The 19,768-nt window shown below is 69.1% G+C and carries 13 protein-coding genes; 10 read left to right on the top strand and 3 right to left on the bottom strand.

All coding sequences use genetic code 11. The features are described from left to right. The first annotated feature begins 35 nt into the window (after positions 1 to 35). From purH to L687_RS0121125, 7 genes are all read left to right on the top strand, one after another. Positions 36 to 1,643, top strand: a complete 1,608-nt coding sequence (gene purH, locus L687_RS26660) for a bifunctional phosphoribosylaminoimidazolecarboxamide formyltransferase/IMP cyclohydrolase (protein WP_021198856.1) — start codon at positions 36 to 38, stop codon at positions 1,641 to 1,643. 167 nt (positions 1,644 to 1,810) lie between these two features. Beyond that, positions 1,811 to 3,331: a DNA-3-methyladenine glycosylase 2 family protein gene (locus L687_RS26655; RefSeq protein WP_021198855.1), complete on the top strand. Its 1,521-nt coding sequence runs from the start codon at positions 1,811 to 1,813 to the stop codon at positions 3,329 to 3,331. After that, positions 3,328 to 3,825, top strand: coding sequence for a methylated-DNA--[protein]-cysteine S-methyltransferase (locus tag L687_RS26650; RefSeq protein WP_021198854.1), 498 nt, complete (start codon positions 3,328 to 3,330; stop codon positions 3,823 to 3,825). Before L687_RS26655 ends, L687_RS26650 begins: the two co-directional genes overlap by 4 nt. A 79-nt stretch (positions 3,826 to 3,904) precedes the next feature. Next, positions 3,905 to 4,954 (top strand): dipeptidase, encoded by a 1,050-nt coding sequence (locus L687_RS26645; RefSeq protein ID WP_021198853.1) that lies wholly within the window; start codon positions 3,905 to 3,907, stop codon positions 4,952 to 4,954. A gap of 312 nt (positions 4,955 to 5,266) precedes the next feature. Next, positions 5,267 to 7,198, top strand: coding sequence for an ABC transporter ATP-binding protein (locus L687_RS26640; protein ID WP_031206834.1), 1,932 nt, complete (start codon positions 5,267 to 5,269; stop codon positions 7,196 to 7,198). Further along, positions 7,195 to 9,009 carry an ABC transporter ATP-binding protein gene (locus L687_RS26635; protein ID WP_021198851.1) on the top strand — a complete coding sequence of 605 codons (1,815 nt, stop codon included), beginning with the start codon at positions 7,195 to 7,197 and terminating at the stop codon, positions 9,007 to 9,009. The genes L687_RS26640 and L687_RS26635 overlap by 4 nt, the downstream gene beginning before the upstream one ends. Before the next feature lie 130 nt (positions 9,010 to 9,139). Further along, positions 9,140 to 9,961: a hypothetical protein gene (locus L687_RS0121125; protein WP_046398875.1), complete on the top strand. Its 822-nt coding sequence runs from the start codon at positions 9,140 to 9,142 to the stop codon at positions 9,959 to 9,961. A gap of 123 nt (positions 9,962 to 10,084) precedes the next feature. Here L687_RS0121125 and L687_RS26630 read toward each other — a convergent pair whose 3' ends face one another. After that, positions 10,085 to 10,543, bottom strand: coding sequence for a GNAT family N-acetyltransferase (locus L687_RS26630; protein WP_021198850.1), 459 nt, complete (start codon positions 10,541 to 10,543; stop codon positions 10,085 to 10,087). Positions 10,544 to 10,718: 175 nt separating this feature from the next. On the opposite strand from L687_RS26630, the gene L687_RS26625 reads away from it, so the two are divergent. Then, positions 10,719 to 12,938, top strand: a complete 2,220-nt coding sequence (locus tag L687_RS26625; protein WP_021198849.1) for an NADP-dependent isocitrate dehydrogenase — start codon at positions 10,719 to 10,721, stop codon at positions 12,936 to 12,938. Between the two features lie 262 nt (positions 12,939 to 13,200). On the opposite strand, the gene L687_RS26620 is transcribed toward L687_RS26625, so the two are convergent. Both L687_RS26620 and L687_RS26615 read right to left on the bottom strand, forming a co-directional pair. Beyond that, entirely contained in the window at positions 13,201 to 14,700 is a 1,500-nt protein-coding gene (locus tag L687_RS26620) for a L,D-transpeptidase family protein (protein ID WP_021198848.1), read from the bottom strand. A 99-nt stretch (positions 14,701 to 14,799) separates the two neighbouring features. Continuing rightward, positions 14,800 to 15,204 carry a RidA family protein gene (locus L687_RS26615; protein WP_021198847.1) on the bottom strand — a complete coding sequence of 135 codons (405 nt, stop codon included), beginning with the start codon at positions 15,202 to 15,204 and terminating at the stop codon, positions 14,800 to 14,802. A gap of 26 nt (positions 15,205 to 15,230) precedes the next feature. Here L687_RS26615 and L687_RS26610 point away from each other — a divergent pair, with 26 nt between their 5' ends. Then, positions 15,231 to 16,448 (top strand): alanine racemase, encoded by a 1,218-nt coding sequence (locus L687_RS26610; RefSeq protein WP_235045215.1) that lies wholly within the window; start codon positions 15,231 to 15,233, stop codon positions 16,446 to 16,448. Next, positions 16,439 to 19,750 carry a family 20 glycosylhydrolase gene (locus tag L687_RS26605; protein ID WP_021198845.1) on the top strand — a complete coding sequence of 1,104 codons (3,312 nt, stop codon included), beginning with the start codon at positions 16,439 to 16,441 and terminating at the stop codon, positions 19,748 to 19,750. Before L687_RS26610 ends, L687_RS26605 begins: the two co-directional genes overlap by 10 nt. Positions 19,751 to 19,768 lie beyond the last annotated feature (18 nt).

Raw genomic sequence — 19,768 nt, 5'->3', positions numbered from 1 at the left:
CTCCACCCGACGCCCCCCGCACGAAGGAGCCCATCATGGCCGGCCCCCGCCACGACCCCACGCTCTACCGCGATCGCGACACCGTGCCGATCCGGCGCGCTCTCGTCTCGGTGAGCGACAAGACCGATCTCCTGGTCCTCGCCGAGGCTCTCGCCGACGCGGGCGTCGAGATCGTCTCGACCGGCTCGACGGCATCGACCATCCGCGATGCGGGTTTCCCCGTCACCGACGTCGCCTCCGTCACGGGGGTCGCCGAGATGCTCGACGGTCGCGTCAAGACGCTGCACCCGAAGATCCACGGCGGTCTGCTCGCCGATCTGCGCCTCGAGGATCACGAGCGCCAGCTCGCCGAACTCGACATCACCCCGTTCGAGCTCGTCGTCGTGAATCTCTACCCGTTCGTCGAGACCGTCGCCTCGGGCGCCGTCGGCGATGATGTCGTCGAGCAGATCGACATCGGCGGGCCCGCGATGGTGCGTGCCGCCGCGAAGAATCATGCCAACGTGGCGATCGTGGTCTCACCGCAGTCGTACCCCGGCATCATCTCGGCCCTCGCCGACGCTGGCACATCGGTGTCGCAGCGCCGCGAACTGGCCGCCCGCGCCTTCGCGCACACGGCGGCCTACGACACGGCGGTCGCGTCGTGGTTCGCCGAGGGGACGCTGCAGGATGACGGCGACCTCCCGACCCACCTGACGATCCAGGCCGAGCGCCTTGCCACGCTCCGCTACGGCGAGAACTCGCACCAGCGCGGCGCGATCTACACCCGTGCCGGCGGCCACGGCATCGCCCAGGCGACGCAGCTGCAGGGCAAGGAGATGTCGTACAACAACTACGTCGACGCCGACGCCGCGCTGCGTGCCGCCTACGACATGGTCAAGCCGGCGGTCGCGATCATCAAGCACGCCAATCCGTGCGGCATCGCGACCACCGCGCCGAACGCTCTCGACCCGATCGCCAGCGCCCACCTGCGCGCGCACGAGTGCGACCCGGTCTCCGCATACGGCGGGGTGATCGCGGCCAACGGCACGGTCACCCTCAAGATGGCCGAGAACCTCAAGGACATCTTCACCGAGGTCATCGTCGCGCCGTCGTTCGAGCCGGCCGCGCTCGAGGTGTTCAAGGCGAAGAAGAACCTGCGTCTGCTGCAGCTGCCCGAGGACTGGCAGCAGGAGCGCATGGATGTGCGTCTCGTCTCCGGTGGACTGCTGCTGCAGGACGCCGACCGCTTCCCCGACGACATCGTCTCCGTCGCGAAGAACTGGGAGCTCGTCTCCGGCGAGCGTCCGAGCGACGAGGAGATGGAGAACCTCATCTTCGCGTGGAAGGCGTGCCGCGCGGTGAAGTCGAACGCGATCGTGCTCGCGAAGGACAACGCCACGGTCGGCGTCGGCATGGGCCAGGTCAACCGTGTCGACTCGTGCCGGCTGGCGGTCGAGCGCGCAGGCGACCGCGCCGCCGGATCGGTCGCGTCTTCCGATGCGTTCTTCCCCTTCGCGGACGGCGCCCAGGTCCTGATCGACGCCGGAGTCACGGCGATCGTGCAGCCGGGCGGATCCGTGCGTGATGAGGAGGTCGTCGACGCGGCTCGCAAGGCCGGCGTCACGATGTTCTTCACAGGGGAGCGCCACTTCTTCCACTGAGTGCTCTCCGCGCTCGCACCTCGAGACCCACTCTCCACGTCGAGACCCGCACGCGCCGCTCCGGCGACGTGGGGGTGGACGAGGCGGGTGGGTCTCGGCGTTCCCGACTCGACAGCCGTGTCCGATTTCCGCCAGTCGGCGTCGAGGGAGCGTGACAGAGTGGAGGCATGAGCTTCCCCCTGACCGACTTCGACGAGCGCTACCGCGCGATCAGCGCGCGCGACACCCGCTTCGACGGGCAGTTCGTGACCGCCGTCCGCTCGACCGGGATCTACTGTCGTCCGAGCTGCCCCGCCCGCACGCCCAAGCCGCAGAACGTCACCTTCTATCCGACGAGCGCCGCGGCTCACGAGGCCGGGTATCGGGCGTGCAAGCGATGCCTGCCCGAGGCGGCGCCCGGTTCTCCCGCGTGGGACATCCGCGGTGACACCGCCGCGCGGGCGATGCGCCTGATCTCGGATGGCGTGGTGGAGCGCGAGGGCGTTCCCGGGCTGGCTGCGCGCCTCGGATACTCCAGCCGGCACCTCACGCGGCTGCTGACCACCGAACTCGGCGCCGGGCCGCTCGCACTGGCGCGAGCACACAGGGCGCACACCGCGCGCATGCTCCTCGTCGGCACCGACATGCCGATCTCCGATGTCGCGTTCTCCGCCGGATTCGCCAGCATCCGACAATGCAACGACACGATCCGCGAGGTCTTCGGACTCACCCCGGGCGAGCTCAGGGCCCGACGAAGGCTTCCGGCGTCCGCGGTTCCCGGCGCGATCGACCTCGTGCTGCCCTACCGCGGCCCGCTCGACGCGAGCGGCATCTTCGCCTGGATGGCGGCACGCGCCGTTCCCGGTATCGAGGAGACGACGTCGACGTCGTTCTCCCGGCATCTGCGGATGTCGGGAGGACCCGCATGGTTCGACGTGCGTCAGGACGATGCGTCTCGTCTGCACCTGCGCGCCCGGGTCGCGCGGCTGGGAGACCTGGCCCCGCTCGTGTCGATCGTGCGGCGCATCTTCGACCTCGATGCCGATCCGCAGGCGATCGACGAGGCGCTCTCCGCGCACACCGAACTCGCCCCGCTCGTCGCGCGCACCCCCGGCATCCGGGTGCCGGGTTCGGCCGATCCGCATGAGATGCTCATCCGCGCCATGGTCGGTCAGCAGATCACCGTGGTCGCCGCCCGGACCGCGCTCACAGCGCTCGCCGAGGCGTTGGGGGAGCGCACCGAGAACGGGCTGCTCTTCCCGACGATGACCGCGATCGCCGCCCACGGAGCCGAGGTGCTGCGAGGGCCGGCCGCCCGCATCCGCGCCATCACCGGCGCTGCGGCCGCTCTCGCCGACGGCTCCCTGACGCTCACGGTCGGAGACGACGGTGTCGACCAGCGCGCTGCTCTGCTCGCGATGTCGGGAATCGGACCCTGGACAGCCGACTACGTGCGCATGCGTGTGCTCGGCGATCCCGATGTGCTGCTCCCGGGAGACGTCGCGCTGCGCGCCGGCGCTGCGGCCTCCGGCCTGCCGGGCGAACCACGTGCGCTCACCGCCTGGGCCGAGCGCACCGCCCCCTGGCGGAGCTATCTCAGCGCGCACCTGTGGCGCGCAGCACCTGTACGCCCCGGGGGTCCTCGACGCGCCTCGGCTGCGGCACGTCCCACCCCCGCGGAAGACACGACGACGAAGGAGACCTCATGACCGCCCTCATCCAGACCATCGAGACGCCGGACGGCGCGTTCACGATCCTTGCCGACGACCGGCAGCGCGTACTGTCTTCCGGATGGACCTCAGACGTCGAGGCGATCCTCGGCAGGCTGTCCGCGGCGCACCGACCGGAAGATCTCCGAGACGGTGAGACCGAGGCCGCCGAGGCAGCGCTCGCTTACTACGCCGGCGACCTCTCCGCGATCGACGATGTCGCCGTGAAGCAGACCGGAACAGTCCTCCAACTCGCCGGCTGGTCGGCGCTGCGGTCGATCGAGCCGGGCGAGCCTCTGACGTACACCGGTTTCGCGACGCGGCTCGACAATCCCCGCGCCGTGCGAGCGGCGGCATCCATCTGCGCGCGCAACGCACCGGCGCTGTTCGTCCCGTGCCACAGGGTGTTGCGCACCGACGGCACCCTCGGCGGATTCGCCTGGGGGATCGATGTCAAGGAGAGCCTGCTCGCGCGCGAGAGTCGCGCGGGTTGAGTCGCCGGCACCACGACGGGCGGTCGACATGGTGCCCGTCGACGAAGCATCCCGACCGACGCGGCCATAGGCTCGTGCCGTGACCGCCAACGATGCACTCGCCCTCCACCGCCGCGCCGTCGTCGCCGACGCACACAACGATCTGCTCTGCTCGGTGGCGAGCCGCCCCGCGGACGAGTGGTCGGACTACTTCCGCGCCCAGTGGCTTCCCCAGCTGCACGAAGGTGGTGTCGGGCTGCAGGTGCTGCCCGTGTTCATCGATGACGTGTATCGCCCGGAGGGGGCGCTGCGTCGCACCCTCCGCATGATCGAGGCCGCGCATCGGCTGGCGGAGGGCAACGCAGACATCGTCGGTCTGTGCGGGGATGGCGACGACATCGATCGGGTGATCGGCGAGGGCCGCATCGCGCTGGTGCTCGCCCTGGAGGGGATGCCCGGCATCGCCGACGACGTCGAGCTCCTCGAGACCGTGCATCGCCTCGGGGTGCGGATCGGCTCGGTGGCGCACTTCGGGCGCAGCGCGTTCGCCGACGGCAGCGGCGAAGACGCCGCAGGCAGCAGGCTGACGCGAACCGGGGTCCGAGCGCTCGCCGAGATGGAGCGCATCGGCATGATCTTCGACATCAGCCACCTCGGAGCGGGCGGGGTCGACCACGTGCTCGAGCTCGCCACGCGCCCGGTCATGGCCACGCATTCCTCGGCCCGTGCGCTGTTCGACCACCACCGCAACCTCACCGATGCCCAGATCGCCGGGGTCGCCGAGAGCGGGGGAGTCGTGTGCGTCAACTTCTTCGCTCCGTACCTGCATGAGAGCGCGTACACGATCGACACACTGATCGACCACTTCGAACGCGTGGTGTCGGTCGCCGGAATCGAACACGTCGGGATGGGGCCGGACTTCGTCCGCGAAGTGCTGGAAGACACCACGGCACCGTGCTGCGTGCAGACGACGATCGAGGGCGTGCCGGCCGATCGATACCTGCCGGGCCTCGAGGGCCCGGCAGGTCTCCCGCTCGTGACCGAGGCGCTGATGCGTCGTGGCTGGCGGGAAGAGGAGATCCTCGCCGTCCTCGGCGGCAACCTGCAGCGGTTCCTCCGATCCGGGCTCGGAGCCGCAGCCCTCGCCTGAGGCTCCCGGCGTCCCCCTCCGCGGTCGTCGAGAGCCGCGGTCGACGAATCGGGAATGACTCTTGCTTTCAGCTGGTTCACAGCAATAGGCTGGTGGGCTGTCGCGCCAACCGGACGACATCGCCGAGCCCCTGAGGAGGACACCATGACCACGATCGCCACCGCGCGGATCGCAGCTCTCGGCTCGACCCCGGCGCGTCCGCTCTCCTAGAGCCACCCCGCCCCTTCTTCGTCGGATACCGGACTCCACGAGTCCGCTCTCGTATCCGTCCCCTTCCGCAATCGCTTTCCATACGAAACTCGTCTGAGAGACATGTCTTCCTCGCCTTCCGTGCAGAATCCCTCGCCTTCATCGACCCTTTCCACTCCGGCCGCACTGTGGCGCCTGAAGCCCTTCGTGAAGCCCGTCATCTGGCGGCTCGCCGGCGGTGCCGCCAGCGCGCTCATCGCCGCCGTCATCGCCCTGATGATCCCGATCGTGCTCGAGCAGATCATCAGCGGACCCGTTCGCTCCGGTGAGATCAGCGCCATCGTCTGGGGTGCCGTCGCCGTCTTCGCTCTCGCCCTCGGCGAGGCCCTGATGGTGTGGCTGCGACGCCAGTTCGTGCTCAACCCCTCGACCGAGGTCGAGTACAAGATGCGCACCGAGCTCTACTCGCGCCTGCAGACCCTTCCGGTGTCGTTCCACGACCGGTGGGGCTCCGGACAGCTGCTCAGCCGCATGATGCAGGACATCGGCCTCATCCGCCGCTGGCTCGCGTTCGGCCTCGTGCTGCTGGTCGTCAACATCCTCACGATCATCATCGGCTCCGTGCTGCTGTTCCGCTGGCACTGGCTGCTGGGCACGATCTTCCTGGTGACCGCGATCCCGCTGTGGATCCGCGGTTACCTGTTCGAGAAGCGCTACGGCGCGCTCACCCGTCGCAGCCAGGACCAGGCCGGCGACCTCGCCACGAGTGTCGAGGAGAGCGTGCACGGCATCCGCGTGCTCAAGGCGTTCGGTCGTGGCAAGCACGCTCTCAGCCGCTTCAGCCGCCAGGCCGAGACGCTGCGCGAGACCGAGATGAGCAAGGCCGGTGCGATCGCGTCGATCTGGTTCTGGCTCGACCTCATGCCGCAGATCGCCTTCGGTCTCAGCCTGATGTCCGGCATCTGGCTGATCTCCGTGGGGCAGATCGACGAGGCACAGCTGTTCGCCTTCTTCGCGATGGCGGTCGTGCTGCGGTGGCCCATCGAGTCGATCGGCTTCCTGTTCTCGTTCATGCTGGATGCGCGCACGGCGACCGACCGCGTGTTCGACATCTTCTCGGAGACCAACACCATCACCGACCCGGAGAACCCGGTGCACATCGAGAACCCGCGTGGGGAGCTCGCGTTCCAGAACGCGCACTTCCGCTATCAGGACGCCGGTGCCCACGAGCGGGATCTGCTCGACGGTATCGACCTGGTGCTGCGCCCGGGTGAGACCATGGCGCTGGTGGGCCTGACCGGCAGCGGCAAGACCACTCTCACCACGCTGCCCACGCGTCTGTACGACGTGACGGGCGGCAAGGTGACGCTCGACGGTGTCGATGTGCGGGATCTCCCTCTCGCCGAGCTCCGTCAGCACATCGCCATGGCGTTCGAGGACGCGACACTGTTCTCGGCGACGGTCCGTGAGAACGTGCTGCTCGGACGTGCCGAACTCGATGTGCACAGCGACGAAGGCGAGCGCGTGCTCCGCGAGGCCCTCGACGTCGCCCAGGCGTCGTTCGTCGACGCGCTGCCCGACGGCGTCGAGACGGTGATCGGTGAAGAGGGGCTCAGCCTCTCCGGCGGCCAGCGTCAGCGGCTCGCCCTCGCCCGTGCGGTCGCGGCGAAGCCGAAGGTGCTCGTGCTCGACGACCCGCTGTCGGCTCTCGATGTCGACACCGAGGCCCTCGTGGAGGAGGCCCTGCGACACGTGCTCGCCGACACCACGGCCATGATCGTGGCGCACCGGCCCTCGACCGTCGCCCTCGCCGACCGCGTCGCCCTGCTCGAGGCGGGTCGTGTGACGGCGGTGGGGACGCACTCCGAGCTGCTCAAGTCGAGCCGGCACTACCGCCACGTCATCTCGAGCCTGGAGGCCGAGGAAGCGGCGCGCACCGGCGCGATCCCCGTGATCCGCGATGAGCAGGCCGAGATCGACGAAGAGGTCCGCGAGGGCCTCGGGATGCAGGCCGCCGACGAAGACCCGATCACCGAGAAGGAGGTGCAGCGATGAGCTCCGCCGTCACCGGAACCCAGAACGAGGATCGTTCCGAGTACACCCGCGAAGAGAGCCGGGAGATCCGTCGTCGATCCCTCCGACTCCTCGGATCCCTGGTCAGCCCGTTGAAGCCGAGGATCGTCCTCGCCGCCGCGGTGCTGATCGTGTCGACCGCCCTTCAGGTCGCCGGCCCTATCCTGATCAGCATCGGCCTCGATCGCGCGCTGCCCGCGGCCATCGATCGGGCCGACTGGATGCCGACGTTCATGATCGGCGGCATCTATCTGCTGGCGGGTGCGCTCGCCGCCGTGCTGATCGCGTGGTACGTGATCATCGCGGCCAAGCTCACCCAGGCGGTGCTGCTCGATCTGCGCAAACGCATCTTCCTGCACACCCAGCGCCTGAGCCTGGAGTTCCACGAGTCGTACACGTCCGGGCGCATCATCTCGCGCCAGACGAGTGACCTCGACTCGATCAAGGAGCTCCTCGACGGCGGTCTGAACGAGCTCGTCTCCGGCGTGCTCTTCGGGCTCTTCACCTTCATCGCGCTGTGCTTCTGGGACTGGCAGTCGGGTCTCATCCTGGCGATCGGCGGCGTGCCGCTGTTCTTCCTGATGAAGTGGTTCTACTCGCGCTCGCAGTTGGTCTACCGCGAGTCGCGGGTGATCAGCGCGAAGGTGATCGTGCAGTTCGTCGAGACGATGACCGGCATCCGGGCCGTGAAGGCCTTCCGCAAGGAGCCGCGCAACGACAAGGCGTTCCAGGAGATCGCCGGTGACTATCGCGACGTCAACCGTCGCTCGATGCTGCTGTTCGGCACGTTCGAGCCCGGGCTCATGGGTGTCGCGGCCCTCGTGCTCGGAATCGTCGTGCTGTGGGGTGGTATCCGCGTCTCAGAGGGGGCGCTGACCGTCGGCGTGCTGCTGTCGGCGGTGCTGTATGTGCGCAACTTCTTCGCCCCGATGCAGGAGATCGCGATGTTCCTGAACTCCTACCAGTCGGCCACGGCCGCGCTGGAGAAGGTGTCGGGCGTGCTCGAGGAGGTGCCGACGGTTCCGGATCCCGAGAAGCCGATCGACCTCTGGGAAGCCCGCGGGCACGTGGAGTTCGACGAGGTGACGTTCGGCTACAACGGAGAGAAGACGATCCTCCCGAACTTCTCCCTCGACATCCCGGCCGGGCAGACGATCGCTCTGGTGGGCACGACCGGCGCGGGCAAGTCGACACTCGCCAAGCTCATCTCCCGGTTCTACGACCCCTCCGATGGGCGGGTCACCCTCGACGGCGTCGACCTGCGCTCGCTGCACCCGAAGGACCTCCGCCGCGCGATCGTCATGGTCACGCAGGAGGCCTACCTGTTCAGCGGGACCGTCGCCGACAACATCGCCCTCGGCAAGCCGGAGGCGACGCTCGACGAGATCAAGGCGGCGGCGCGGGCCGTGGGCGCCGACGGGTTCATCTCGTCGCTCCCCGACGGCTACGGCACCGATGTGAACAAGCGCGGCGGTCGGGTCTCGGCCGGTCAGCGTCAGCTCATCTCGTTCGCCCGGGCCTTCCTCGCCGACCCGGCGGTGCTGATCCTGGACGAGGCCACGGCGTCGCTGGACATCCCGTCGGAGCGACTGATCCAGGATGCCCTGCAGACCCTTCTCAAGGACCGCACGGCGATCATCATCGCGCACCGCCTGTCGACGGTCGCGATCGCCGACCGGGTTCTCGTGATGGAGCACGGACGCATCATCGAGGATGACACCCCTGCCGCGCTCATCGGCGGAACAGGCAAGTTCGCCCAGCTGCACGCGGCGTGGCAGGAGACGCTCGTCTGATCGCCCTCTCGACTGCTGCGACCACGCCCGCCTCATCGTCCCGGCGAGGCGATCACGGCCGCAGCAGTCGAGACCTCGGGCGAACGTCCGGGGGCGCGCATCGAGCGCGGTGCGTGGGTAGCATCGAGGTATGGACCCGTTGCTGCTCGTTGCCGAGTGGTGGTGGATCGCGCCGAGTGCGGTCGCCGCGGGGACGGTGGGGGTGATGGGAATGCGTCGTCGCAACAGCACGGTGAGCGGACGCCGCCTCGCAGTCGATGCTGCGCGTCATGATCTCAGGGAGGCGCAACTGGCCGCGGCCGAGAGGCGCACCGCCTGGAAGATCGCACGCGCCGACCTGGCTCGCGTCACCGCTGAGCGGGCGGCGCAGCGGGCGACGGCCGAACAGGTGGCCGGTGCGCGACGGATGCTGAAGGAGCGGGAGCGTGATGCGAAGGCCGCCTCGGCCGATGTCCGCGCGCGTCAGGTGCGTCTCAATGCGGCGCGGGCCGCGGTGCCCTCGGCATCGGAGCCCCGCCCCTTGGAGCGGTTGCACGCCGCTCACGATGCTGTGACGGCGCGGTGGATGCGGTACGAGACCGATCCGGCACTGCAGATCTCCTATCCGGCGATGACCGACGTCAAGAGTCCCGAGACGGCGGCCTACTTCCGTGCTGCCGGCCACGCGACGGACATGCGCCGCGCGGCGGCCGGACGCATCACGCCGGCGGAGTTCGCCGCCTATCGCGATGCCGTCGCCGAGCTCGAGCGCGCGTTCGAAGCGGCCGAGCACGCCGCGAAGGTGCAGGCGGGGGAGGCGCCGACCACGGCAGCGTGGCAGGACGCTGCGCAGGACATGCTCAGCCGTTCCGCCGAAGCCCTCGACCGGGCGGCCGGTGCGGCTGCGGCCGCCCTCTCGTCGTGGACGAATCGGCGCAAGCCCGGCGGCGGCAAGCCGGACGAACGCCCTTGAGTCACGAGGGGGACGCCACGACAGCGCGTCACATGAGGAGGTCGTGAGAGCGCTCCCCCGGAACCCCGTGAAAGGGCGACGAGGTCTCGATGGGGGAGGGGATTCGAGACCCCGCCGCCCGGTCTAGGTCGTGACCCGGATCTCGGCGATGACCTCGCCGTAGGCGGTCTCGCCCACGGGGGTGAAGCCGACGCGGTGGAAGAAGGTCTCCGGACCGCCTTCGCCCGCCTCGTAGATCACGTTGACGTGGTCGACGCCGCGCGCGCGGGCCTCATCGACGAGCGCCTCGACGGCGTACCGGCCGACACCGCGGCCCTGGTCGTCGGCATCGACGTTGATGCGCCACAGCACTGAACGGAAGTGCTCTTCCGGTGCCTCCGCGTCGAAGTTGGCGCTGACGAAGCCCACGACCTCGTTGCGGTCCAGGATCACCCGCTGCCAGGAGGTCTGCGGGTTGATGACGGTCGCTGCGATCCCGTACGAGACCGGAGCGAGGAACTGCTCCTGCCCGGGCTTGAGCGACAGGTTGTTCACGGCGACGATCGTCGCAGCGGAGAGTTCGACCATGCGCAGTTCGGACATGGACCCAGGCTAACCCCTCCCGGCAGGCGCGACACCTTTCCGGACAACATTTCGCTGCGCTCTGGCCGTTCGTCGATATGGGGTGGCCACCGGTCGTGGGCCGAGGCCGCAGGGCCAGACCGGCTCAGGTATCTTGGTATCGAGACAAATTTCCCCGCGAACGGAGTACCTCCCGGTGACCGACGACGCCATCATCTACACGTACACAGACGAGGCACCGGCGCTCGCCACCGCCTCGTTCCTCCCGATCATCCAGGCATTCACCGGCCAGGCCGGTATCGAGGTGGAGACGCGCGACATCTCGCTGGCAGGCCGCATCCTCGCCGCCTTCCCGCAGAAGCTCACCCCGGAGCAGCAGGTGGGCGATTCGCTCGCCGAGCTCGGCGGTCTCGCCACGCTCCCGGAGGCGAACATCATCAAGCTGCCGAACATCTCGGCGTCCATTCCGCAGCTGAAGGGGGCCATCGCCGAGCTTCAGAAGCAGGGCTACGACATCCCCGACTTCCCGGACGAGCCGTCCTCGCTCGAGGAGAAGGACGTCCGCGCTCGTTACGACCGCATCAAGGGGTCCGCCGTGAACCCGGTGCTGCGTGAGGGCAACAGCGACCGACGTGCCCCATTGGCAGTGAAGAACTACGCGAGGAAGCACCCGCACCGCAACAAGCCCTTCGCCTCGGGCTCCAAGACGCGCGTCGCGACTCTCGGTCACGACGACTTCAAGCACAACGAGCGCTCCTGGGTCGCCGCACACGACGACGTGCTGAGCTTCCGCCACACGGCGGAGGACGGAACGGTCACGGTCCTGAAGGAGGGGCTCAAGGTCCTCCCGCGCGAGATCATCGACGCGACGTTCCTCTCCGCCAAGGAGCTCGACGCGTTCCTCGCCCAGACGCTCGAAGAGGCCAAGGCCGACGACGTGCTGTACTCGGTGCACCTCAAGGCGACCATGATGAAGGTCAGCGACCCGATCATCTTCGGTCACGTCGTGAAGGCGTTCTTCGCAGACGTGTTCGCGCAGTACGGAGACAAGCTGGCCGCTGCGGGCCTCAGCGCGAACGACGGGCTCGGCTCGATCCTCTCGGGTCTCGCGAATGTGGCTGACGGCGCCGAGATCGCCGCGGCCTTCGACAAGGCCATCGCCGAGGGTCCGCGTCTGTCGTACGTGAACTCCGACAAGGGCATCACGAACCTGCACGTGCCGAGCGATGTGATCGTCGATGCGTCGATGCCGGCATTGGTGCGCAACGGCGGCAAGCTCTGGGGCAAGGAGGGCGAAGAGGCCGACACGCTCGCCGTCATCCCCGACTCCTCGTACGCGAGCGTCTATCAGGCTGTGATCGACGACGTGATCGCGAACGGTCCGCTCGACCCGGCCACGATCGGCACGGTTCCCAACGTCGGGCTGATGGCGCAGGCGGCTGAGGAATACGGCAGCCACGACAAGACGTTCGAGATCGCGGCAGACGGCATCGTCCAGGTGCTCGACAGCGAGGGCACCGTGCTCATCGAGCACACGGTCGGCAAGGGCGACATCTGGCGCGCGACGCAGACCAAGCACATCCCGGTGATGGACTGGGTCAAGCTCGCGGTGACCCGTGCCCGTGCGACCGGCGACCCCGCCGTCTTCTGGCTCGACGCGAACCGTTCGCACGACGCGCAGATCATCGCCAAGGTGCACCAGGGTCTCGCGACCCTCGACACCAAGGGCCTCACGATCACCATCCTCGCGCCGGAGGAGGCCACGCGTTACACGCTCGCTCGCATGCGTCACGGGCTCGACACGATCTCGGTCACCGGCAACGTGCTGCGCGACTACCTGACCGACCTGTTCCCGATCCTCGAGGTCGGCACGAGCGCCAAGATGCTCTCGATCGTGCCGCTGCTCGCCGGCGGCGGCCTGTTCGAGACCGGTGCCGGAGGCTCGGCGCCCAAGCACGTGCAGCAGCTCGTCGAGCAGAACTACCTGCGTTGGGACTCGCTCGGTGAGTTCTTCGCGCTGGCTGCCTCGCTCGAGCACTTCGCCGACCGCACCGGTAACGAGAAGGCCCGAGTGCTCGCCGAGACGCTGGACGCCGCGACCGGGACGTTCCTCGAGGAGGACCGCTCGCCCGGTCGTGCTCTGGGCACGATCGACAACCGCGGCAGCCACTTCTACCTGAGTCTGTACTGGGCTCAGGAGCTGGCGAAGCAGACGAAGGACGCCGACCTCGCTGCGGCGTTCGCACCGATCGCCGCGACACTCGCGCAGAACGAGGAGGCCATCGTCTCCGAGCTCAACGCCGTGCAGGGCGCGCCCGTCGAGATCGGCGGCTACTACCGTCCGGACGACGCGTTGGTCGAAGCGGTCATGCGTCCGTCCGCGACCCTGAACGGTATCGTCGACGCACTACGCTGAGCAGTCGACGCATAAGTCGACAGAAGGGGGCGGACGCCGCGGCGTCCGCCCCCTTCTGCGTACCCGCGCGGAAGCCCGCGTCGTGTCCGCGCGGAAGCCCGCGTCGTGTCCGCGCGGAATGCCGCGTCGGGCGTACGGGTGCGTGGGTGGCGCGTCCTGTCTCCGGACTCGACCTGATCGCGTGATGCCGGAGCGCGACGATGCGGTCGTCGGCAGCGGGGGACGCGTCTGTCCCTCCACGTGCGCAGAGGGACAGCGCTCGTCAGTAGTGGACGGAGACCTCGAGGCCCTTCGGGGACCAGTCGTAGACGTACTTGGCGAGGTCGATCGGCAGGTTGACGCAACCGTGGCTCATCCGCTGGCCGAAGTTGTTGTGCCAGTAGGTGCCGTGGAAGCCGATGTTCGGGGCGAACCAGGTGATCCAGGGCACGTCCTTGGTGCAGTACGGGGCACCTTCGTAGCAGCCCATGTCCTGGATGCGGGTGTGCGCGAAGACCGTGAAGTTGCCGGTGGGCGTCAGCGTTCCGGGAAGGCCGGTCGACACGGCCCACGAGTTCACGACCACGTTGTTCTCGTAGAGAACGGCGCGCTGGGAGCTCAGGTTGATGTCGATGCGGCGGAACAGGCTCACTGTCTCGAACGGGGTCTCGGTGACCGAAAGCGCGAAGGCGCCGTTGCCGGCGGCGAGCTGGTCGGCGAACTTCTCCGCGATGCCGGAGGTGTCTCCGAGCGCTCGCCCCGCGACGCCCTCCTGCTCTGCGCGCAGCACGGTGCCGGCGGAGTTGACGATGTTGGTCGCATTGACCGGCGCGCGGTCGACGAGAGCGGGAAGACCGTCGACGGTCGCCTGGATCGCCTGCGGATCGGCGTCGATGCGCAGCTGACCGTCGTCGTCCGAGACCGTGAGCCAGGTGGCGACGACGGCGGGGTCCACCGGCACGGTGCGCTCCTCGCCGACATAGAACCCGACGGTGGGGAGCATGGTGTTGAGAGCCGTGGCCGTGGCGGTGGCATCGTCGTCCGAGACGGCGGGCAGGGCCTCGGCCGCGTCGCCCGAGTACTCGAGCGTGGTACGGCCTTCGCCGACCGCCTCGGTGAAGGCGGCGTTGAGCGCGGTGAGGTCGATGCCGGTTCCGGTTTCGGCCGGGGTGATGACGAAGGTGCCGCTCGCGGCATCGAAGACGACACCCGCGTCCACGGGGTCGTCGAAGCTGGTCGGTACCGCGTCGCGCAGTGCGGTGGTCGCCTTCTCGGCGTCGAATGCGATCTCCGCCGGCACGGGCTCGCCCATCCACGCGCCGAGGTTCCACAGCGGGTGCTCGGCGAAGGCCTTGTCGGCGAGAGCGGTCGCGTCGACGGTGACGCCGAGGTCGGCGCCGGTCAGGACAGTGCCGTCTCCGTCTCCCGTGAGAGTGATCTCGGTCTCGGCCAGGTGGGAGTCGATGGCGTCGGCTGCGGCTCCGGGTGTCATCCATCCGACGGGAATTCCCGCGACCGTGGTGCCCGGTGCGATGAGGATCATGGATGCGGCGCCGGCGCCGAGTGCGACGACCCCCAGGCCCAGTCCGATCCAGAGGCCGAGGCGGCGCTTCTTGGGAGACGGCTCGATGGGTGCCCAGGCCAGGGGCTGGTCGCCTGTGGTCGGTGGAACGGTCTCGGTGGGAGCGTCCGTGGGAGTGAGCACTGCAGTGGGCGCGGAGTCGTCTCCACGCGCCTCGGCTGCTGCGCCCGGCGCAGAAATCAGATCGGTCACGAACTTCACCCCCCGGTTCTCAAACGTGTCCTGACGTCCAATGGTACGGGATGAGAGGTAACGGGGAGGCAACGGTCCGTGATAGCGTTCCTCCCCGCTTCGCCCCGGTCAGTCGACGATGGCGATGCCGTCGATCTCGACCAGCATCTCCTCGCGCGGCAGGCCGGTGAAGACGGTGGTGCGCGAGGGCAGCACCCCGTTCGTGGTGTGCGCGGTCACGAACTCCCCGTAGGCGTCGTTCATGATCGGGAAGTCTTCGCGCTTGGTCAGGTAGACGCGCAGCATCACGACATCGTCGAACGTCGCGCCCGAGGCTTCGACGATCGCCTTCACGTTCTCGAGCGTGCGGGTGGTCTGGGCGGCCACGTCGCCGGGGAACAGGTACTCGTTCGTCGTCGGATCGACGGGCCCCTGACCGGACACCTGCACGAACGGGCCCTTGCGGATCCCCTGCGAGAACGTGTGGGCGGGGGCGGGGGCGGCATCGGTGGAAACGCGGATCTTCTCGGTCATGCCGTCAAGCCTAGTAGCATTGTTAGATGCCTCTACAAATTCCGGATCCCGTTATCGGCGCCTGGACGAAGGGCTTCCCGGCGCATGCTGCGGGACTGCGTCTCGCCGAGGTGGCCGAGGCCGGCCTGCACCTCTCCGATCTGGTCACCCCGGTCCTGACGGTCCATGAGGGTGCCCTCGCGCACAACGAGGAGACCGTCTTCACCTGGGCGAAAGACCGTGGCGTGCTGCTCGCTCCACACGGCAAGACCACCATGGCGCCGGCCCTGTGGCAGCGGCTGCTCGACGCGGGCGCGTGGGGGATCTCGGTCGCGACGCCCTGGCAGGCCGAAGTGGCCGTGGATGCCGGCGTCTCGACCGTGCTCATCGCGAACGCCGTCACCGATCCCGCGGCGGTGCGCCGACTGGGATCCCTGCTCGGTGCGGACGACGGGCTGCGTGTGCTGTGCTGGGCCGACTCCCTCGACGGCGTCATGATCCTCGCGAACGGCATGCGCGATGCGTCGCGTCCGCTGGACGTGCTGGTCGAGCTGGGCGGCGCACACGGTCGAACCGGCGCGCGCACGGTGGCGGAGGGGGAGCGCATCGCGCAGGCCATCGCCGCCGCCCCGGGACTGCGCCTCGCGGGCGTCACCGGATACGAGGGGCCGTTCGGACCGGACCGCAGCGATACCTCCGTGGCCGCGGTCGACGCCTACCTGGAGACGCTCATCGAGCTGCACACGCGGCTGGAGTACCCGGACGACGTGCGCCCTGTGCTGAGCGCCGGCGGCAGTTCCTTCCCCGACCGGGCGGCGGCGGTGCTCGGGACGGTGGGCGCCGAGGCGGATGTCGTGCTGCGCTCCGGCGCCTTCCAGATCCACGACGACGGCTTCTATTCCCGCATGTCGCCTTTCGGACCGCTCACCGGGACCGCACCGCTGCGTTCTGCGATGCACGCCTGGTCGCGCGTGGTGTCACAGCCCGAGGACGGCCTCGCGCTGCTCGACGCCGGTCGTCGAGACGTGCCCTTCGATCTCGACCTGCCCGTTCCCCAGAGCGTCGCGGGTGCGATCACCGCGCTGAACGACCAGCACGCGTTCCTGAGCCTCGCGGATGACGCGAGGGTCGCCGTCGGCGATGTCGTGCGGCTGGGGCTCTCACATCCCTGCACGGCGTTCGACAAATGGCGGGTGGTCGCGGTGATCGACGATCCGGACGCCGCCGACCCTCGGGTGATCGGAGCGGTGGCGACATGCTTCTGAGCGCAGAGAAGGCCGCCGCCGGCCTGGTGCGGGTCTATCGCGGAGCCACCGTCATCGACGGGACGGGCGCGACGAGGTATGTCGCCGACGTCGCCGTGGAGGGGAAGAGGGTGGTGGCGATCATCCCCGAAGGGGCGTCGGAGCCGGTGCTCGCGCTTCCCGACGGAGCTGTGGAGATCAGAGCCGACGGCCTCGTGCTGGCCCCCGGATTCATCGACATGCATGCGCACAGCGAACTCGCCGTGTTGAGCGGTGCCGCGCACGACGCGAAGATCCGCCAGGGCGTCACGACCGAGGTGCTCGGTCAGGACGGGCTCGGGTACGCGCCCCTCGACGATGCGGCGGCCGCGGTCATCCCCGCGCAGATCGCCGGATGGAACGGCATGCCCGCCGAGGTGCCATGGCGGACGATGGACGATCTGCTCGTGGCGATCGACGCCGCAGCGGTCGCGAACGCCGCTGTCCTCGTACCGCAGGGGAACCTGCGGATGATGGTCGTCGGTCATGAGAACCGTCCGGCGACGTCGGCCGAGGTGTCCGCCATGGCCGACCTCCTGGGCGAAGCGCTGGATGCGGGAGCGTTCGGGATGTCGAGCGGACTCACCTACACGCCGGGGATGTACGCCGACACGGCCGAGCTCGAGGCGCTGTGCCGCGTCGTCGCCGAACGCGGCGGCTACTGGGCGCCGCACACCCGGAGCTACGGGGGAGGGGCGCTCGAGGCGTACCGCGAGGCGCTCGACATCGGCCGTCGCACCGGATGCCCCGTGCATCTGACCCATGCCACCATGAACTTCGCTCCGAACCGGGGGCGCGCGCGTGACCTGCTGACTCTGGTCGACGAGGCGATCGCGGATGGCGTGGACGTCACGCTCGACACGTATCCCTATCTTCCCGGCGCCACCACCCTCTCCGCACTGCTGCCCAGCAGGCTCGCAGCCACCGGCGATCTGCTCGGTGCCATCGCCGGGCTCGACAGTGCCGGCCGAGAGGCCGTGCGCGTGGAGCTCGAGGAGGTCGGCTGCGACGGCTTCCACGGTGAGAAGGCCGATTGGACGCAGATCCAGATCTCCGGCACCGCCGATCCGGCCCTGGCCGATCTCGTCGGACGCACCATCGCCGAGATCTCCACCACGACCGGCCGCCGCGCCGTCGATGTGGTGCTCGACACGATCATCGATGATGCCGGGGCCACCGGGATCCTGATGCACATCGGCGACGAGGAGAACGTCCGCGCGATCATGCGGCATCCGCGGCACGCGGGCGGAAGCGACGGGATCCTGATCGGCGCCCGGCCGCACCCGCGCGGGCGCGGCACATTCCCGCGATACCTCGGGCACTACGTGCGCGAACTCGGCATCCTCACCTGGGAGGAAGCCGTCCGTCACCTCTCCGGAACTCCGGCCAGGCGTCTGGGGCTCGATCGCGGCGATGCACCCCGTGGCATCGTCACGCAGGGTGCGACCGCGGATCTGGTGCTGTTCGATCCGGAGACCATCGCGGCGGGAGCGACCTTCGAGGCGCCTTTCGCCGCCCCGCAGGGCATCGTCGAGGTACTGGTCGACGGCGTACCGGTGGTGTCGGCCGGTGACGTCACCGGACTCACTCCCGGCCGCGCGCTGCGGATGCCGCCGCCGCCGCACCGTGCAACGGTGCCGCGCGTCGATGCGCGTATCGATCCGGCCGCCCCGGGATTCCTGTGGACGGAACGGACGCCGATCCGCACCGCTTCCGGTATCACCGCTTCCGGTATCACCGCTTCTGATCTCACCGCTTCTGATCTCCGCGCATCCGTGGCGCGCCTGGGCGGCGAGGGAGGCGACGGCGAACTCTCGCCGATCCGTCTGGTGATCGACGAGTCCCTCGGCGCGGATGCCGCCGTCGCCGGCCGCATCGGCGACGAGGCCTTCCGGGTGACCGTGAGCGCGTCCGGGATCGAGGTCAGGGGCGCGAGTCCCGTGGGCGTGTTCCGGGGCGCGACCACACTGCGACAGCTCCGGGACTCGGATGCCACGACGGCGCTGATCCCCGCGGGGGTCTGGCAAGGGGCGCCCGCGTACAGCTGGCGCGGAGCCATGCTCGACGTCGCCCGGCACTTCCGGAGCGTCGAGGAGGTCCGCCGGTTCATCGACCTTCTCGCCGACCATCACCTGAATGTCCTGCATCTGCACCTCACCGACGACCAGGGTTGGCGTTTCGAGGTGCCCGGCTTCCCCCGGCTCACCGAGGTGGGCGGGCGGCGGGAGGCGACACAGCTGGGACACGGTCCGTCGTCGACCGTCGTCCCCGGTGTGCACGAGGGGTTCTATACGACGGCGGAACTGCACGATCTGGTCGCTTACGCTCGCGAGCGATTCGTGACCCTCGTGCCGGAGGTGGAACTGCCGGGGCACATCCAGGCGGGCCTCGCCGCGTACCCCGAGCTCGGCAACCTCGACGTCGGGGAGCCGGCGCCCTCCGCCTGGGAGCGCTTCGGGGTGAACCCGCGCACCCTGGCGCCCACGGATGCCGCTCTGGCCTTCGGACGTGCGGCGATCGATGCGCTGTGCGATGCCTTCGATTCGGAGTGGATCGGGATCGGCGGCGACGAGGTGCCGGTCACCGAGTGGGCGCAGAGCGCAGCGGCCGGCGCGCGGATGCGTGAGCTCGGCATCGCCACGCCGCATGACGTGCAGCCGTGGTTCACCGCGCACTTCGTGGCGCACGTGCGTTCCCGGGGGCGCACCGCGCTTGCCTGGGACGAGGTTCTCGAAGGGGATGTCCCCGAGGGGGTGCGCATCCTCGCCTGGCGCGGCCCGGCGGCGATGCGCGAGGCGCTGCGTCTCGGTATCGAGGTCGTGGCGTGCCCCGACCTCGAGGTCTATCTCGACTACCCGCAGTCGGAGTCCGAGGAGGAGCCGATCAGGGTCGGTCCGCCGCTCACGATCGAGCGCGCCTACACGCTGCGCGTCGTGGATGGCGCAGTGGGGGGACAGGCGAACGTGTGGAGCGAGCATCTGCCGACAGCGGATCGCGTCGACTTCGCGGTGTTCCCGCGTCTCTCGGCGATCGCCGAGAGACTCTGGGAAGGAGGCGACGCCGCACCGTATGCCGGCTTCGGACGCCGCCTGCCGACCCATCTGCGCCGGCTCGCCGCCGCCGGGGTGCGGTATCGTCCCCTTGACGGTCCGCAACCCGCTCAGCGCCGTCCCGGCGTGCCGGGGAAGCCGCTCACGATCGAGGCACGGGAGCAGATCGTCGCGGGCCTGGTGGAGCGTCTCCTCGAGCGCTCGAACACGGTCGCCGAAGACGATCGAAAGTAATGTAACGTTTCGGTAACC

Source organism: Microbacterium maritypicum MF109, from assembly GCF_000455825.1.
In the GTDB taxonomy this organism is placed as follows: domain Bacteria; phylum Actinomycetota; class Actinomycetes; order Actinomycetales; family Microbacteriaceae; genus Microbacterium; species Microbacterium maritypicum_A.
The sequence above is the reverse complement of the archived record's forward strand: the minus strand, read 5'-3'. Positions and strand labels throughout refer to the sequence as shown.

Coding starts and splice junctions, on each gene's coding strand:
- purH (WP_021198856.1), top strand. CDS start 36: ATGGCCGGCCCCCGCCACGACCCCACGCTCTACCGCGATCGCGACACC.
- L687_RS26655 (WP_021198855.1), top strand. CDS start 1,811: ATGAGCTTCCCCCTGACCGACTTCGACGAGCGCTACCGCGCGATCAGC.
- L687_RS26650 (WP_021198854.1), top strand. CDS start 3,328: ATGACCGCCCTCATCCAGACCATCGAGACGCCGGACGGCGCGTTCACG.
- L687_RS26640 (WP_031206834.1), top strand. CDS start 5,267: ATGTCTTCCTCGCCTTCCGTGCAGAATCCCTCGCCTTCATCGACCCTT.
- L687_RS26635 (WP_021198851.1), top strand. CDS start 7,195: ATGAGCTCCGCCGTCACCGGAACCCAGAACGAGGATCGTTCCGAGTAC.
- L687_RS0121125 (WP_046398875.1), top strand. CDS start 9,140: ATGGACCCGTTGCTGCTCGTTGCCGAGTGGTGGTGGATCGCGCCGAGT.
- L687_RS26630 (WP_021198850.1), bottom strand. CDS start 10,543: ATGTCCGAACTGCGCATGGTCGAACTCTCCGCTGCGACGATCGTCGCC.
- L687_RS26615 (WP_021198847.1), bottom strand. CDS start 15,204: ATGACCGAGAAGATCCGCGTTTCCACCGATGCCGCCCCCGCCCCCGCC.
- L687_RS26610 (WP_235045215.1), top strand. CDS start 15,231: ATGCCTCTACAAATTCCGGATCCCGTTATCGGCGCCTGGACGAAGGGC.
- L687_RS26605 (WP_021198845.1), top strand. CDS start 16,439: ATGCTTCTGAGCGCAGAGAAGGCCGCCGCCGGCCTGGTGCGGGTCTAT.